This window comes from Streptomyces sp. BK340 (assembly GCF_007827595.1).
Lineage (GTDB): Bacteria > Actinomycetota > Actinomycetes > Streptomycetales > Streptomycetaceae > Streptomyces.
This window is the reverse complement of sequence record NZ_VISR01000050.1, coordinates 1-15439: the sequence shown is the minus strand read 5'-3', so window position 1 is coordinate 15439 and position 15439 is coordinate 1. Positions and strand designations below refer to the sequence as shown.

Genomic DNA, 15439 nt, shown 5'->3' with positions numbered 1-15439 from the left:
GAGCTGGGCCCGGCTGACCAGGTCTGTTTGTGGTTTTTTGCGCCTAAATTTACGGTTTCCTTGAGAGCTTGGACGTTGTGGAGGCTTGCCATGACCAGGGGCGAGCAGGGTGCCGGACGTCTGATAGTGGGGCGATACCGACTGCTTCGCAGGCTTGGGGCCGGCGGTATGGGGAGGGTGTGGCACGCCTACGACGAGAAGCTCGAGTGCGATGTCGCGCTCAAGGAGATCACGGTGCCCGAGGACATTTCGGACCCGGAGTTGGGCGCTCGTATCGCCAGAGCCCGGAGCGAGGCCCGGCACGCCGCCCGGCTGCGCAACCATCCGCATGTGGTCACCGTGCACGACGTCGTCGAGGAGAACGGGCTGCCTTGGATCGTGATGGGTTACGTGCCTGGCGCCCGGGATCTGAAGGAGGTGGTGCGTGAGCACGGACCGCTGTCACCTGCCGAGACCGCACGTATCGGCCTCGCCGTACTCGACGCGTTGGTGGCGGGGCACCGGATCGGCATCCTGCACCGGGACGTCAAGCCCGCCAACATTCTGCTGACCACGGCGGACCCGGAGAGCCCGCACCCCGTGGCCGGTGGGCAGGTTTTGTTGGCCGACTACGGCATATCCCTGCAACCGGACTCCGGCGAGTCACGGGTGACCAAGACGTCCGGATTCATCGGAACCCCGGGCTTTGTGGCGCCGGAGCGCGCCCGCGGGGTGCCGCCGAGCCCGGCTGCGGACCTGTTCTCGCTCGGTGCCACTCTGTACTACGCGGTGGAGGGGACCGGGCCGTTCGACCGCACCTCGGAGTATTCGACGCTGACGGCGCTGCTCTTCGAGGATCCCCCACCACCGACCCGGGCAGGGGCCCTGGAGCCGGTTCTGGCCGGCCTGATGGCCAAGGACCCGGCGCAGCGGATGGAGGCCGACGAAGCGAAGGGCCCGCTCGCTGAGATTGCCGACGCACCGGTGGCTCCCCGAGGTCAGGCGTCGGCTGCCTCGCTGGCGGAAACCGCGCTTCTGCCCGAGGAGCCCTCTGCCTCGTGGCACCCGCCGTCTGCAGTTTCGGCGGAGGAACGGACCCCGGCTGCGGCGGTTCCACCGCGGCCTCTGCCTCTGCCTCAGCCGCAGCGTCCGCGGAGGGCCAGCGCACTCTCGGGCCGGAGCCTGGCGCTCATGACAGCCGTGCTGCTGCTCATAGGCGGCGGTATATGGGCCGGGGCGACACTGTTTCACGGCTCGGGCGCCAAGGCCCCCAGGGCCGGCGCGGTCCTTCCGTACGGGGACAAGGTGAGGCTGACCCGTGGACTGCGATCGGGTGACTGCGTCTCCGCCTCCTGGCCCGCGGGAAAGTTCAAAGGCTTGCCCGCACTGACGGTCGTGAACTGCAAGAACGACCCCGACGGCCAGGTCCTGGAAATGAACGCATCGGCGTCCTTGGCCGATGCGAGGGCCAACGGGCCGGGGATCTGCACGGGGCTCTTGCAGGAGACGGTACGGAAGATGGCCGACGTCCAGACGTTCGCGCTGGTGCCCAGCGATTCCGGCTGGGACAACGGCGTGCGGAGCACCGCTTGTCTGATCTTCGGCAGAACCGTCGGGCTGCAAGGGCCAGTGGGTGATTACCGGCATTACGGTGACGAGTATTTCGTCACGAGCGGTTCGATCGGCGACTGTGTCCACACCACGAATGCGGGAGGCGGCTCTTTCAACTTCTTCCTCGTGGACTGCAAGAAACCACACGAGGATCAGGTCCTGGGTTACGTCGAGGCACCCAAGGGGACCAAGTACCTTTCCGGAGAGCTCAGGGATCTATGCACCAAGCGGTACGGGTCCTACACGAGTCCCACGCGCGACCTGGAGTACTTGAGCGAAAGCGAGGACGTTTGGAACCAAGGTTTCCGGTTCGTCGCGTGCACACTCACACCGCGTTGAAGCACGGCTCGCGAGAGTGCCCAGAAGTTTGGACCGCCCCGTGCTCACGCGACTCCGCCTGCGGTCCGGTCGGCGTGTGCTGGACGCCGGGCTGCCGGGTGTGCGGCGGCGCGGCCGTCACCGGGGCGGGCTGTGGCCGGGGCCGCGGGCGACGGCGCGCTCCCGTATGCCGTCCTGGAGCCTGCCGGCCGGTCGGGCGGCTGCTTCGAAGGTCCGGCGGGACTGCTCCACCGCGTCGACGCCGTACTCCCGGAACGGCCGCGGGTGCGACCTCGATGTGGCAGGCACGGCGACGGTGTGCGGCCGGGAGCCCGGGCGCTCCGCACGTCGCGCTGCACTGACAGTCCGGATCGAGATCGCACAACTCGTCGTGCGTGGCTCTCGCCCTTGACCGTCCGCAGTCCGCGGTGTGTCGTGCGTGCAGCAGCGGAGTACCGCCAAAGGCGCAGAACGGGCAGGCACGGCTGAGCCCCCTCACCCGTCGGGAGGGGGCTCAGGCACTGCTCGGTCAGCGGGACGCGGGCGGGATGCTCTGGTCGTACTGGAAGACGTTGTGCGGGTCGTACTCCGCCTTGATCCTGCGCAGCCGGTCGAAGTTGGATCCCCAGTAGGCGGTCTCCCAGTCCTGCAGGCTGACGTTCGGCACGTTGACGTAGGCGCCGTTCACATAGGGGCGCAGTGCCTGGCTGAACTCGGCGATCCAGGCCTGGGCCCGCGGGGTGAGCGGGTCGCAGATGCCCGGCTGGTCACTGCGCTTGCCCCAGCCGACGCCGGGCTCGGCGTAGAAGAGCGCGTCGCGGTGCGGGAACGCGGTGCCGCCGCGGGGGCTCTTCCTGACGTTCCCGCCGAACGCCTGGACGAAGAAGTTGCTGTCGTCCGTGGGGGCGTCCTTGACGAACTCGGAGACGATGTCGATCGCCCTGGTCGGGAACGGCTTCCGGCTGAACTGTGAGTAGAACTTCCAGTTCGCGGGTTCGAGCTCGATCGGGATCTGGAATCCCGCGTACACGTCGCCCCAGTTGCCCACCTGCGTCGTGACCTTGGGGCTGCCGATCGACAGGATCGAGGCCAGCAGCTTCTTCGCCTCCGCGGGCGTTCCTTCAGGGAGAACCCCGAACAGCAGGATCTGGTTCCGGTGGGCTTCGAGCTGGGTGCCGAGGCGGGCGTCGGTGTACGGCGCGGTGCGCTGGTAGGCCTCGATGAGCCTGCGCAGGTCGCCGGTTCCGTCCCACGTGGCCTGCAGATACGTGACGCTCTTGAGCGGGGCCAGCTTGTAGGTGAGCGAGGTGACGATGCCGAAGTTGCCGTTGCCCGCTCCGCGCAGCGCCCACAGCAGGTCCGAGTTGTGGTTCAGGTCGGCCTTGATGACCTTGGCGCACTCGCCGCCCTCCGCGACGACGATCTCGGCGCCGATCAGGCTGTCGCAGGCCATGCCGAGCCAGCGGGTGAGGAAGCCGAAGCCGCCGCCGAGCGTGGCGCCGGAGAGGCCCACACTGCCTTCGGTCCCTGTCGTCACCGCGAAGTTGTGCTTCGCGAGGGTGGTCACCGCTTCCAGCTGGTTGAGTCCGGAACCCACCGTCGCGATGCGGGAGGCGCTGTCGATGTGGACGGACTTCAGTTCGCTGATGTCGATCACGAGGCCGCTGTCGACGTTCGACCAGCCCTCCAGGGCGTGGCGGCCGCTCCGGATCCGCACCGCTACGTCGTTCTGCCGCGCCCACGTCAGGGCGTTGACCACGTCCTGGGTGTTCTGGGCGAAGACGATGACGAGCGGGTAGTGGGAGAAGAGCTGGTCCCAGCCGAGGCGCGCGTCCGTGTAGCCGGAGTCCTCGGGGCGGACGATCCGGCCGGTCAGCTTGGCCGGTCCGCAATGCGTCCCGGACACCTCGCTGCCGGGTGCCCCGGTCACGGCACTCGCACCAGGGGCTGCGGCGGCCGCGGCGCCCGACGAGACGACCGCGCCGGCACCGGCGACCGCCGTCGCCTTGAGCACTCCCCGACGGGAAAAGTCGTTCATGGTCCGTATCCTCTCGACCACTAACGGTCGCGAATCGGTCTTTATTGATCATTTGGGCAAAGCGGACAGTAGCAAGGGCGAACCACGGTGGACCGTCCCGACACGCTTGCGACCACGGTCGAGGCGCCGACCTGCCGGCCCAGCGCACCTCAATGGCCGTCCGGCCGCAGTTGAGGGGGCCCGCTGACGCCGGCTGCGTTTTCGGCCGGCTCCGAGACGCGAGATTCTGGTAGTACGCCTACCGCCGAGCCTCGAACAAATGCAGGCTGGAGCGCATCTCACGCTTCGTAGAGCCCACATCAGCTCCTACGGCCCTCAGCGCGACGGGCACCGTCGCGACTTTCCGAAGGAGGCCAGGTGATGACACTCCCGTCGTACCGTGACCGCAGAAGCACGACAGCACCGCCGCGGCTCCCCAGCGGGGCCAGGAACACAAGACGAGTGGGCGCCACCGCCGTGGCGGCGATGCTCCTGGCGGGCTGGAGTACGCACACCCCCGCAGCGACGTCCTCCGCCCCGGACCGCGCCACAGCCGCCGCCTGCACGAACAGCGCGAAGCTGGCCGGGTGGTCGAACCGCCGGCTGGCCATGCTGACCATCGCCGTCCCGGTGTCGGAGACCTCGGTGTCCGACGCCACTTCCGAGGTGAGCGCCGGTGCGGGCGGTGTGATCCTGTTCGGCAGCACGGCACCGTCCGACCTCGGCTCCCGGCTGACCGCCCTGAAGACCCACGTACCCGGCCACCTGGGCCTGCTGGTGATGACCGACGAGGAGGGCGGCGGCATCCAGCGCATGGCGAACCTCGTCGGATCCCTGCCCTGGCCCGCGTACATGGGCACGCACTGGACCCCGGCCCAGATCCAGCAGAACGTCACGAAGGTCGCCGCCAAGATGTCGGCCGCCCAGGTGAACATGGACCTCGCGCCGGTGGTCGACGTCGACGGCCGGAACGTGGCCCCCAGCAAGACCAACCCCGACGGATGGCGGTCCTTCAGCGGCAGCACCTCGGTGGTCTCCGAGGACGGCGTCGCGTACATGAACGGGCTGCGCGCCGGACAGGTGATCCCCGTCGTCAAGCACTTCCCGGGCCTCGGCGGCTCCAGCTACAACTCCGACTTCGGCCCCGCCCGCACCCTGCCCTGGTCCACCCTGCAGAAGGTGGCCGTCCCACCGTTCACCGCGGCCATCAAGGCCGGCGCCCCGGCCATCATGGTCTCCAACAACATCGTTCCGGGCCTGGGCACCAATCCGGCGAGCCTGTCACCGACCGACATCAACACCGTGCTCCGCGGCCAGCTGGGCTTCAAGGGGCTGGTGCTCACCGACTCCCTCAGCGCCAAGGCGATCTCCGCCGCCGGCTACAGCGTCCCCGCAGCCGCCGTCCAGGCCCTGCGCTCCGGTGCCGACATGGTCCTGTTCGACCTGGGGAGCAATGTCGGCTCCCAGACGTCCGCGATCGCGACGGCGATCACCAACGCGGTGGCCGGCGGACACCTCTCCCGCAGCCGGCTCATCGACGCGGCGGGGCACGTCCTGGCCGTACGGCACGTGAATCTCTGCTCCTGAGAACTGCGGCCCGAGGGTTACCGCGACCCGAGGGTTACCGCGGTGCCTCGTCGTCGAAGACGAAGAGCGGTTTGGCCCCATGGCCGGGCGCCTCGGCGAACGCGACGGCTTCGGCGAAGCGTTCGAGCGGGAAAGGCCGGCCCTCGGGGATGCTCAGCACTCCATCGGCGACGAGGCCGCGGACCTCGGACAGCGCGCGCAGCGCATCCGTGGGTGAGGCGGTGCCGAACCAGCGGTTCAGCCAGAAGCCACGGAGCACTTTGGTCTCGTAGATGACCGAGCGCGCCGACAGCGGAATCGTCAGCGCCGCGGGGTCGGTCTGCCGATGGGTGGAGAGAGCGCCGTAGACCACGGTCTCTCCTCCCGGAGCCAACGCCTGGGAGACCTGGGCGCCCACATGGCCCGCGACACAGTCGACGGCCTTGCGCACGCCGGCCGGTCCCGCGATCTCCCTCACGCGCCGCACCAGGTCCTCGTCCTCGGTGCAGATGACCTCGTCGCCACCGAGCGCCTTGATCTCCTCGACGGCAGCACGCCGCCGGACCACATTGATCGTGCGAATACCCAGATGCCCGGCCAGCTGAATGACGAGCCGGCCGACGGTGGAGCCCGCCGCCGTCTGCAACAGCCACTCTCCCGGCTGTACGTCGAGTTCGCGGGTCACCAGGAGCAGCGCGGTCAGCGGGTTGACAGCGAGCTGGGAGGCGCTGGAGTCGCTCAGACGGTCCGGAACCGGCAGCAGCCGGTGGGCATCGGCCACGAGGTATTCCTGCCAGGTGCCGGACACCCGCGGCCCGGGTACGGCCGGGACGGCAACGGCCACCACGCGCTCGCCGGTCTTCAGTCCCCCGGTGTCCGGACCCAGGGCCTCGATACGGCCGACACATTCCATGTGCCCGCCGACGGTGGGGAACTCGGGGGAGAAACCGTAGCGACCACGCAGCACATGCAGATCGCTGGCGTGAATCGGAGTCGCCCTGACACGGATCAACGCCTGGCCGGCCTCCGCCGTGGGGACGGGCCGGGACTCCAGCCGCAGGACATCGTTCGGCTCGCCGACCTGTCCGGCCACGAGCGCGCGCATGGATCGCGCCATGAGTGACCTTTCGTCTCTCGGCACCCGACGAATGGGGCGGACGTTCCGGCCGGGAACGTCCGCCCCGCGCTCCTCCCAGCTTGCGCGCCTTCGCGAGCGCTGTCATGTCGTGGGCAGCGAGCGGACGGTCGCCCGACTTCGTGCGGCGCTGGCGTCACTGGCGACTGACGTTCCTGGTCACGCCGGTGATGACCGTCGTGGCAAGGATCCAGCCGGTGATGATGAGGGCGTAGGACAGCGCCTGGTACCAGCCGTCCGGCGCGAAGGCATCCTCCTGACCGAAGGAGATCACGGGGAGCAGCAGGTCGAGGGTGTAGAAGACCGGGTTGAAGTGCGGGGCCTCGGACGCCTTGAGGGGGCGGGGGTGGTGCAGGGCGTACGCGATCGAGCCGACGGCCAGCAGGGACAGCAGCCAGGCGCAGGCGCGCAGCGGACGGAAGCCGTAGCCGACCGTGGCGTCCTGGGCATAGCCCCACAGGCGCCCGTACCAGGCCCGGGTCCCGCGCAGGCGGCGCTGCTTGGCGAGTTGGACGAGGCGGGCTGCGTGGTCGTCGCCTGAGCGGCGGTAGGCGGCGGTCAACTGTTCGTAGGCGTCCGGGACGTAGCCTTCGCCGTCGCGCTCCAGCATCGGCAGGCGGCGTTCGGCGGGCTCGTGCGGTGTGAGGGTGGTGTAGACGAGGCCGCTGAGGAACACGTCGGCCGGTACCGCCTCCGGGTCCAGGACCAGCACCTCGATCTGGGCCCGTCGCAGGTTCAGCGCGCCCTCCATGGGCGGGCTCTTGCGCAGCCAGAGCTCCCCGACGGTGCAGCTGCTCGCGCGCAGGGCCGCGTCGCCGGGATTGGACAGGGACGCGTACGACAGGTCGAGCCGCCCGGTGATGCGGGCGCCGCGCAGGCCGATCCAGCCCTCCGTGCGGACGTGCCGCATGTGGAAGTCGCCGTCCACGAGCAGTGTCTGAGCGTCGAGGGCGACGTTGCCCGGATGGCTGAGCCGTGCGTCGTCGAGGCTGGCCGAGCCGGCGATCGAGGTGCTGTTGAGCGTCACCTCCCCGTGCGTCCGAAGTCCGGGAGCCCAGAGGTCGTCGCCGATGGTCGCGTGGCTGAGCCGGAGCGCGGGCCGCGCGGTGTCCGGCGGGACGATCTCGGCACCGCTCAGGAAGAGCGGTCCGCCGATCTCCGTCCCGCCGAGCCGAACCGGCCCGCCGAACCGGCAGCGCGTCAGGTGCAGGATGCCCTCCACCCGCATGGTGGCGGCGGCCAGGCCGGGCATCACCGAGCCGGTGAGGTCCAGTTCGCGGAGCCGGGAGGCGTACAACTGGGGCACGTCCTCGAAGGAGCAGTGGCGCAGCCGTACGAGCCGGTCGACCGTGCCGTACTGCAGGTCGAGCACGCCGGTGATGCGCGCGCCGTCCAGTCTGAGGGCGGCTATCTCCCCGTCGTCCTGCGGTCCGCCCAGGAGAAGGGCGCGCAACACCGCTGCCCGGACGGTCCGTTCAGGGCCCCAGTCCTCCCCCTGTGCCGGGTCCTCGTCCCCCGCCGTGCGGAAGTCCACCGCCGTGCCCCGGGAAAAGGCACGCCAGACTCTCAGTTCGGCAGGCGAAAGATCGTTCGTGTCCATCAGCCGGGACTCTGGCGTCACGCCCTGACAGTGTCAACTCCCTTGTGTCCCGGCCTCCCTGTCGTCTGGCGCAGTCGCACGGCGGCGTCCAGGAGTCGGAACCGCCGCCGCATGCGGCGAGGGCGAACATCAGGACGTCGGCGGGAGCGGCGAGGAGGGCACGGCGGGACAGGGTACGGATGGACTCGTCTCCGGATGTCGGGGGATGTCGGGGATCCGGGGTTCCGGGAGCCGGACCACCGGGGGACGGGAACGGCCTTGGGAAGACGCTGTCGAGAGCCCGCCCAGCGGACGGAGAGCGCGCGCCCAGCAGATGTCCAAGGTTTCGCCACCTGCGCCGGGAAGGCCCGGGTAGCACCGGGAGCGGGGAGACCTGCCGGGGGCAGGTGATCCGCTGCGGGGAGCGGTGGGGCGAGGGACAGTGGGAGGAGAGAGCCTCCCCGGGAGGTGGGCACAGTGTGGTACTGGCATGGCGGTGGCTGGGCCTTCATGGCCTTCATGCCCATCGTGTGGATCGTGCTGCTCGGTCTCGTCGTGTGGGCGGTGTTCCGGCTCACGCAGCACTCCACGGGGCGGGGCAGCGGGCCGGGTCCGGGGTGGCAGCCGCGGGAGACGCCCGAGGAGATCCTCGACCGGCGCTTCGCCTCGGGTGAGATCGACGCGGACGCCTACACCGAGGCACGCGAACGCCTCGCCGCCCACAGGCCGAAGCCCCAGTGAGTGCGGCGAGGCGGTGGGCGTGGGTCAGTGGCCGCTGACCGTGAGTTCGTAGTCGCCGATCAGGTCGCCGAGCAGGGTTCCGGCGGTGAGGTCGCCGGAGACGTGGCCGGCCATGTAGAGGCGGGAGTAGAGGACCTCGTCCTGCATCCACCGGTAGTCCTCGGCCCGGTGCGGGGAGAGGGCGGTGAGGAAGGTGACGGCCGCGGCGGCGCGGGTGGCGTGCCGGGAGGGGTAGGAGTACGGGCCCCTGGCTCCGGGCTTGATGTGCTTCTCCGGGCGCAGGCTCGGGTCCAGGACGAACGGGGCCGGCTGCTTGTCACGGGCGGCGAGCTGGTCGCTGACGGTCTTGGCCAGCTTCAGGGCCGCCTTGAGCTCGGCCTTCTCCGTCGTTCCCTGCCGGGCCGGGATCAGCTCGCGCTGGTCGTGGAGGTAGAGCTTCCAGACGTCCTTCTTGCCGTTGAGCTCCAGCCAGGTGGCCGCCTTCTTCCCGGCCGCCGTACGGGTCTTGGCGAGGGCCTGGACCTGGTGGAGTTCGGCGGTGCGGTCCTTCGCCTTGGGCGGTGCCGGGATCTGCCGGGCGGCCCAGGCGGCGAACGCCTTGTCGTCGCGGGTGGTGCCGTGCGCCTTCTTCCACTGGGCGAAGAGGGCGTCGGCCTTCGCGCGCTGGGCGTCGGCCTGCTTGCCGATCGGGGTGATCTCGGCGTCCGTGAAGAGGGCCGGCGGCGGGTTCTGCTTGATGCGGTCGGTCGCCGAGAGCTTCTGTTTCGCCGAGGAGGCCGTGGGCAGCAGCTGCGGTCGCAGCATGCCGAAAGCGGCGGCGGACGCGGCGAGCAGCGCGACGACCGCGTACTGCCATTTGATGCGCAGGGCCTTCATGCGGCGGGGGTCCTTTCGAGGAGCGGTGCGGGAGGGGCCTCGACGGTGAAGTGCGCGCGGGCGAGACGGCGTATGCCGTTGTCGGGCAGGCCGGGCGTGAGCAGCGACCGGCCGACGATGTACTTGCTCAGGGAGACGGGCCGGGCGCCCAGGCGTAGCAGGAGCCGGTCGGCGGGGGCGGGGCGGGTGCCGCCCTTGGTCTCGACGAGGACGTGTCCCGGGTCGAGGCCGGCGGTGCGGTCCCCGTGGTGGTAGGTGAGGCTGCCGTCGAAGGTGATGCGCGTTCCGTGGTGCAGGTCGGCGAGGGCCGCGCGGACGTAGCGGATCTCCGCGGCGGGGGTCAGTGCCGCGGTGGTCACGGGGACGGCTGCGCGGCGCAGTACGTCGTCGACGAACTCGGCCGCGGAGTCGTCCAGTCGGCCGTAGGCGTGGGTCGGGGCCTTGAGGGCGTGTTTGACCGTGGCGCCTCGCCCGTCCTTGGTCTTCACCTCCACCCGGCACAGTCCGTCCTCCGCGTACAGGCGGGTGCGGACCTTCCAGCGCCGGCGGCGGCCTTGCACATGGGCCCGCCAGGCGCCGAGCCGCTCGGTGTCGAAGTAGGTGCTGAGGTAGCTCGTCGTACGGCGGCCGGCCAGGTCGAGGACGTGGTGGCTGTCGGCGAGCCGCTCGACGAGCAGGCGTGCGCCGTCGAGCGGGAGCAGGTACTTGCGGTCGGTGCGGTGCTGGAGCGCAGCCGCCGCGTCGACCTCGGCGAGCGTGGCGCCGCGCAGTGCGGACAGGCCGAGGCCGGCGGCGAGGGGAGAGGCCGGGGTCATGAGACGGTCACCTGCTCGCGCGGCCCGGCGTCCTCGGTGGTGGCGGCCTCGCCCGGTACGGCGGGGTAGCGGGCGGAGACGCGGGTGGTCTCGCGGACGTAGTCCACCTCGTCGACGACCACGGACAGCGGTGCCCGGCCGAAGCGGGACGCGACGTCGGCGGTGATCACGGAGGGGTCGTCGTAGACGCGGTCCAGGGTCAGTTTCACCGTGCGGGTCGGCGGCTCGTAGGCGCGGGGGTCGTCCACCAGCAGGACCGCCACCAGCAGCACCACGTCCACCGCGACGACCAGCCAGGTGTCGCGCTGCGGCAGTCCGGTGCACAGGGCTATGACCAGGCTGACGAAGGTGTAGGCGACGTCGCGCAGGGTGAAGGCGGCGCTGCGCAGACGGACCAGGGAGAGGATGCCGAACAGGCCGAAGCCGACCCCGGCCGGGAACTTGCCCGCGCTGATCGCGCTCATCGCCGCGAACAGACCCACGTTCAGCGCGACCAGGACCAGCGGCATCGCGGGCGCGCTGGGGCGGCGCCGGTACAGCCAGCCGACCAGGATCAGCAGGGCGATGATGTCGAGGCCGCCGCGCGTGATGAGGTCGGTGGGAGCGATGTGGTGGGTGATGCCCTTGGCGGCGAGCACCAGTGCGTCCATGGCTGTCCCTTTCCGTCCCGGCACGTCGGACGGCGGACCGGTCGCGGTCCGCGGAGCACCGCGACCTGAAGGACGGTAGGGATGTCACATGAACAGACCATGAAGCCTTCCGGGCGGCCGGATCCGGCGGAGCGGGCGGTTAGCCTGTCCGGCATGCACTACCTGGTCGTCGACGACGAGACCCGCCTCACCGACCTCGTCGTCCGCTACCTCACCGAGTCCGGGCACACCGCCGAGGGCCGCTACGACGGTCCGTCCGGCCTGGCCGCCGCCCGTGACCCCCGCCTGGACGGGATCGTCCTGGACGTGATGCTGCCGGGCACGGACGGGGTCGAGGTCTGCCGGACGCTGCGCGGCGAGGGCATCGACGTGCCCGTGATCCTGCTCACCGCGCGCGGCGCGATCAGCGAGCGGGTGGCCGGGCTGGACGCCGGCGCCGACGACTACATGGTCAAGCCGTTCGCCATGGAGGAACTGCTGGCCCGGCTGCGCGCGATCTCCCGGCGCCGCCCCGAGTGCTCCGGGCGGCTGCAGATCGGCGACCTCGTCCTCGACCCGGAGCAGCAGCGGGCCTGGCGCTCGGACACCGAGCTCGACCTGTCCCGGCGCGAGTTCGCCGTCCTGCGGGTGCTGATGGAGAACGCCGGGCGGGTGGTGTCCCGCCTGCAGCTGCTGGACGAGGTCTGGGACGGCGAGACCGACCTGCGCAGCAACGCCATCGACGTTCACGTCTCCAAGGTGCGCTCGAAGGTCGACCGCGCCTTCGGCCGTACGACGATCACGACCCTGCGCGGGCGCGGCTACCGCCTGGAGACCGCGCGGTGAGACCGCAGGGCAGGCTGCACGCGTGGTTCGGGCGGCTGCCCGTCGTCACACGTCTCGTGCTGGCCGTCGCGGTCACCATGTCCCTGGTCCTGACCGGAGCGGCCGGGCTGGTCTACTGGCGGGTCCAGACCGCCCTCGACCGGCAGCTGCACGACGACCTGGCGGCCTACCAGCGCAGCCTCGACCGGTCCGTGCGCGCGGGCACCGCACCGCCGCCGGGCCCCAGCGGCAGCCTCCATCAGGTCCTGGACCGGCGCGGCCGGGTCCTCGACGCCAGTGCCGGTGCGGGCCGCCGGGCCCTGCTCACACCCGCCGAACTCGACTCGGTGGCACACGGGCACGCGGTGCGACGTGACATCGGCTCCCTGCTGCCGATCACTCCGGACACGCTGCGTCTGCAGGCCAAGCGGGTCGGGGCCGGAGGGGAGACGCGCATCGTCGTGGCCGCCGTCCGGCGCGGCCACCGCGACGAGGCCCTGCGCGAACTCCTCGCCCAGCTCGCCCTCGCCTCCGGACTGACCCTGATCGCCGCCTCGTACGTCGGCTACCGCACCGCCCGCGCCGCGCTGCGCCCCGTCGAGCGCTACCGCACCGCGGCGGCCACCCTCGCCGACGGCGCGCAGAACCTGCGCCTGGACGTGCCCGCCGACCGCGACGACGAGATCACCCGCCTCGGGCACACCCTCAACCGCATGCTCGACCGGCTGGAGGCGTCCGCCGTCCGCGAGCGCCGGTTCGTCGCGGACGCCAGCCATGAGCTGCGCACCCCGCTGGCCCTGCTGCGGGCCGAGGTCGACGTGGCGCTGCACCGTCCACGCCCGGCCGCGGAACTCACCGAGACCCTGCGCTCCGTGGACGCCGAGGTGCAGCGCCTGATCGACCTCTCCAACGCCCTGCTGGACCTGGAGGAACTCGGCGGCACCGACCACATCACCCGGGCGCCCGTTCCGCTCACCGAGCTGGCCGGGACCGCCGTGGCCCCGCATCTGCGCACCGCCGAGCGGACCGGGCGCGCCCTGACCTGCGACGCGGCGGACACCACCGTCGACGTCGACGCCCGCTGGCTGGTGCCCGCCATCGGCAACCTCCTCGCCAACGCCCTGCGCCACGGACACGGGACCGTCCGCCTCACCGCCGCCGTCCACGAAGGCAGGCTGCGGCTGTCCGTCACGGACGAGGGTCCGGGCTTCCCGCCGGAGTTCCTGCCCCGGGCCTTCGACCGCTTCGCCCGTGCCGAGGCGAGCCGCACCAGCGAGGGATCCGGCCTGGGGCTCGCCTTCGTGCGGGCGGTGGCCGCGGCGCACGGGGGCACGGCGCGCGCGGAGAACTCGGAGGGCGGGGCGACGGTGACGCTCGACCTGCCCTGCTGAGTGCCCCCCTTCAGAACGCTCGGTCACGGCGGACGAACGCCACCACCGCTCCCGCCCCCACGAGAGTTCCCAGCGCGCCGAAGCCGTAGGGCAGCGAGGTACCGGAGGCCACCGCGGCCACCAGCAACGGCCCGCCCGCGTCGCCGAGTTCGCGGCCCAGTTCCGCCGCGCCCATGGTCTGGCCCAGCCGCTCCTCGGGCGTCGAGGAGGCCAGCGCGGCGAAGCCCAGCGGGGTGATCAGGCCCGTGCCGAGGCCGATCAGGGTGGCGCCCACGAGGATGCCGGTGAGTCCCGGCAGCATCGCTGAGACCAGGCCGGCCGCGGTGACCGCGAGTCCCCCGGCGAGTCCGGACCGGGTCGTGAGGCGCCCTTCGTCCAGGGCCCGCCCGGCGCGCGGCTGCACCACCGCGGCGCAGGCGGCGAGCAGCGACACCGCGGCCCCGGTGGCCACCGTGCCCAGGCCGGCGGCGCGGCCGGAGACGGGGAGGAAACCCACGCCGGCCGAGAGGGCGGCGGTCGCCGCGGCGAGCGCGCCGGTCGGGGCGAGGAACGCCGGGTCGGCGAGCCGCCGGGCCAGGTCCAGCACCGTCTGCCGGGCCTTGGGCAGCGGGGGTACGACGGGGACGGCGAGCGCGGCCCAGACGGCGACCGCCGCGCCGAGCACCGCCAGGACGGCGAACAGCAGCCGCAGGCCCCCGGCCCACACCAGGACGCCGCCGAGCAGCGGGCCCAGGGTGTAGCCGATGGACTTGTAGAAGCCGTAACCGCCGAAGGCGCGGCCGCGCTCGGCGGCCGGGTTGAGGCGGGCCACCAGGGCGGAGGCGGACGGCGAGAAGGCGGAGGCCGCGGCTCCCTGCCCGAGCCGGGCCGCCCACAGCCAGCCGGGGCTGTCCGCGACGACGTAGAGCGCGGACGCGAGGGCGAACCCGATCAGCCCGCCGAGCAGCACGGGGCGGGCGCCGACGCGGTCGGCGAGGGTGCCGAAGACCGGCTTGAGGAGCACTTCGGCGCCGTCGTAGAGGGCGAGCAGCCCGCCCAGCACCAGCAGGGAGGTGACCGCGTCCTTGGACGCACCGCCGAGGCTGGCGGCGATGCCGTGCGCGCCGAAGGCGGTGGTGAACCCGGCCGCGTACAGCGGCCACATCCGCCGGGCCGGGGCCGCCCGCGTGGTCACCGCTCCGCGTCCGGTGTCCGGTGCGGAGCGGCGGAGGCCGCCTCGTTCGACACGACGCCGAATGTAGCAGCCGTCACATCGGGCCGATGTGCCCGGCGATTCGCCCTGCGTTCGCGGATGTCCGCCAAGTCCTGCCGGGCAGGAGGGCCGAGACCCATCGCACACCCAGGGTTACTTGCGCAAGGCCTAAAATGTTCTCCGTGGAGATGACCGAGGTGACGGGCTGGGAGACCGCGGTGCTCGAGGGCGGGCCCGCGGACGGAGTGCGGATGAAGGTCTCCGGCCGGCCGCGCGTGATCCAGGTGACGTACCCCTGCCAGGTCGAGGCCTCGCCGCCCGGCGTGCGCGCGGAAGCGGTGCACCTCTACCGCCGGGACTACACCGTGAACGACGAACCGCTGCGGTACGGCTTCGACGTCGCCAGCCCCTGACCGGCACGGACGAACGGGCCTCAGCGCACCGTGTCGCCGGCGCTGTCGTCGTCCTTCATGGCCTTGGCCTCGCTCTTGAGGATGCGCATCGACTTGCCGAGCCCGCGAGCGGCCTCCGGCAGCTTCTTCGAGCCGAACAGCACGATGATGACGATCGCCACGATCAGCAGGTGCCAGGGTTCCAGCCCGTTACGGAGCATGCCGCCCACCCCTTCTTGATGATTGCTGCCTTGCGCAACTGTACAACCCGGCGGTGATCATTCGTCGGAGTCGGGCTTGGTGCGTGCCGCCGTGTACGCCTGGGCCGGTGTCATGGGGACGCCGCCCAGTTCGACGGTCTTGTAGGGGCTGA

Annotated in this window: 14 protein-coding genes and 1 pseudogene; 6 read left to right on the top strand and 9 right to left on the bottom strand. The window is 71.4% G+C overall.

Annotation, left to right across the window (positions count from 1 at the left end):
* Positions 1–90: 90 nt before the first annotated feature.
* Positions 91–1929, top strand: a complete 1839-nt coding sequence (locus FB157_RS45750) for a serine/threonine-protein kinase (protein WP_145887567.1) — start codon at positions 91–93, stop codon at positions 1927–1929.
* Between the two features lie 117 nt (positions 1930–2046).
* Here FB157_RS45750 and FB157_RS47860 read toward each other — a convergent pair whose 3' ends face one another.
* Positions 2047–2217 carry a hypothetical protein gene (locus FB157_RS47860; RefSeq protein ID WP_186581994.1) on the bottom strand — a complete coding sequence of 57 codons (171 nt, stop codon included), beginning with the start codon at positions 2215–2217 and terminating at the stop codon, positions 2047–2049.
* A gap of 220 nt (positions 2218–2437) precedes the next feature.
* Positions 2438–3946 (bottom strand): FAD-binding oxidoreductase, encoded by a 1509-nt coding sequence (locus tag FB157_RS45745; RefSeq protein ID WP_145887565.1) that lies wholly within the window; start codon positions 3944–3946, stop codon positions 2438–2440.
* A gap of 441 nt (positions 3947–4387) precedes the next feature.
* Here FB157_RS45745 and FB157_RS45740 point away from each other — a divergent pair, with 441 nt between their 5' ends.
* On the top strand, positions 4388–5512 hold the full coding sequence (locus FB157_RS45740; RefSeq protein WP_186581993.1) for a glycoside hydrolase family 3 protein: 1125 nt from the start codon (positions 4388–4390) through the stop codon (positions 5510–5512).
* Between the two features lie 34 nt (positions 5513–5546).
* On the opposite strand, the gene FB157_RS45735 is transcribed toward FB157_RS45740, so the two are convergent.
* Both FB157_RS45735 and FB157_RS45730 read right to left on the bottom strand, forming a co-directional pair.
* Complete coding sequence (locus FB157_RS45735; protein WP_261387015.1) at positions 5547–6608, bottom strand: zinc-dependent alcohol dehydrogenase family protein; 1062 nt, start codon at positions 6606–6608, stop codon at positions 5547–5549.
* 154 nt (positions 6609–6762) lie between these two features.
* Positions 6763–8226 carry a membrane-associated oxidoreductase gene (locus FB157_RS45730; RefSeq protein ID WP_145887623.1) on the bottom strand — a complete coding sequence of 488 codons (1464 nt, stop codon included), beginning with the start codon at positions 8224–8226 and terminating at the stop codon, positions 6763–6765.
* A gap of 456 nt (positions 8227–8682) precedes the next feature.
* Between FB157_RS45730 and FB157_RS45725 the strand changes: the two genes are divergently transcribed.
* Positions 8683–8946 (top strand): SHOCT domain-containing protein, encoded by a 264-nt coding sequence (locus FB157_RS45725; RefSeq protein ID WP_145887561.1) that lies wholly within the window; start codon positions 8683–8685, stop codon positions 8944–8946.
* Between the two features lie 24 nt (positions 8947–8970).
* Here the strand turns inward: FB157_RS45725 and FB157_RS45720 are convergent, their stop codons facing one another.
* Genes FB157_RS45720 through FB157_RS45710 form a run of 3 tightly spaced genes read right to left on the bottom strand, consistent with a single transcriptional unit; the run spans position 8971 to position 11287 of the window.
* Complete coding sequence (locus FB157_RS45720; RefSeq protein ID WP_145887560.1) at positions 8971–9822, bottom strand: phosphatase PAP2 family protein; 852 nt, start codon at positions 9820–9822, stop codon at positions 8971–8973.
* Positions 9819–10637: a polyphosphate polymerase domain-containing protein gene (locus tag FB157_RS45715; protein WP_145887558.1), complete on the bottom strand. Its 819-nt coding sequence runs from the start codon at positions 10635–10637 to the stop codon at positions 9819–9821. The genes FB157_RS45720 and FB157_RS45715 overlap by 4 nt, the downstream gene beginning before the upstream one ends.
* A complete protein-coding gene (locus FB157_RS45710) occupies positions 10634–11287 on the bottom strand; it encodes a DUF4956 domain-containing protein (protein WP_261387014.1) in 654 nt (217 codons plus the stop codon). Before FB157_RS45710 ends, FB157_RS45715 begins: the two co-directional genes overlap by 4 nt.
* 153 nt (positions 11288–11440) lie before the next feature.
* On the opposite strand from FB157_RS45710, the gene FB157_RS45705 reads away from it, so the two are divergent.
* Entirely contained in the window at positions 11441–12112 is a 672-nt protein-coding gene (locus tag FB157_RS45705) for a response regulator transcription factor (RefSeq protein ID WP_145887556.1), read from the top strand.
* Positions 12109–13482 carry an ATP-binding protein gene (locus tag FB157_RS45700; RefSeq protein WP_145887553.1) on the top strand — a complete coding sequence of 458 codons (1374 nt, stop codon included), beginning with the start codon at positions 12109–12111 and terminating at the stop codon, positions 13480–13482. The genes FB157_RS45705 and FB157_RS45700 overlap by 4 nt, the downstream gene beginning before the upstream one ends.
* Before the next feature lie 10 nt (positions 13483–13492).
* On the opposite strand, the gene FB157_RS45695 is transcribed toward FB157_RS45700, so the two are convergent.
* Positions 13493–14626 carry an MFS transporter gene (locus tag FB157_RS45695; protein ID WP_145887619.1) on the bottom strand — a complete coding sequence of 378 codons (1134 nt, stop codon included), beginning with the start codon at positions 14624–14626 and terminating at the stop codon, positions 13493–13495.
* A gap of 221 nt (positions 14627–14847) precedes the next feature.
* On the opposite strand from FB157_RS45695, the gene FB157_RS45690 reads away from it, so the two are divergent.
* Positions 14848–15087, top strand: coding sequence for a hypothetical protein (locus FB157_RS45690; RefSeq protein ID WP_186581991.1), 240 nt, complete (start codon positions 14848–14850; stop codon positions 15085–15087).
* Between the two features lie 29 nt (positions 15088–15116).
* Here the strand turns inward: FB157_RS45690 and tatA are convergent.
* Positions 15117–15287, bottom strand: a pseudogene (tatA, locus tag FB157_RS45685) (Sec-independent protein translocase subunit TatA); the annotation flags it as partial.
* Between the last annotated feature and the right edge of the window lie 152 nt (positions 15288–15439).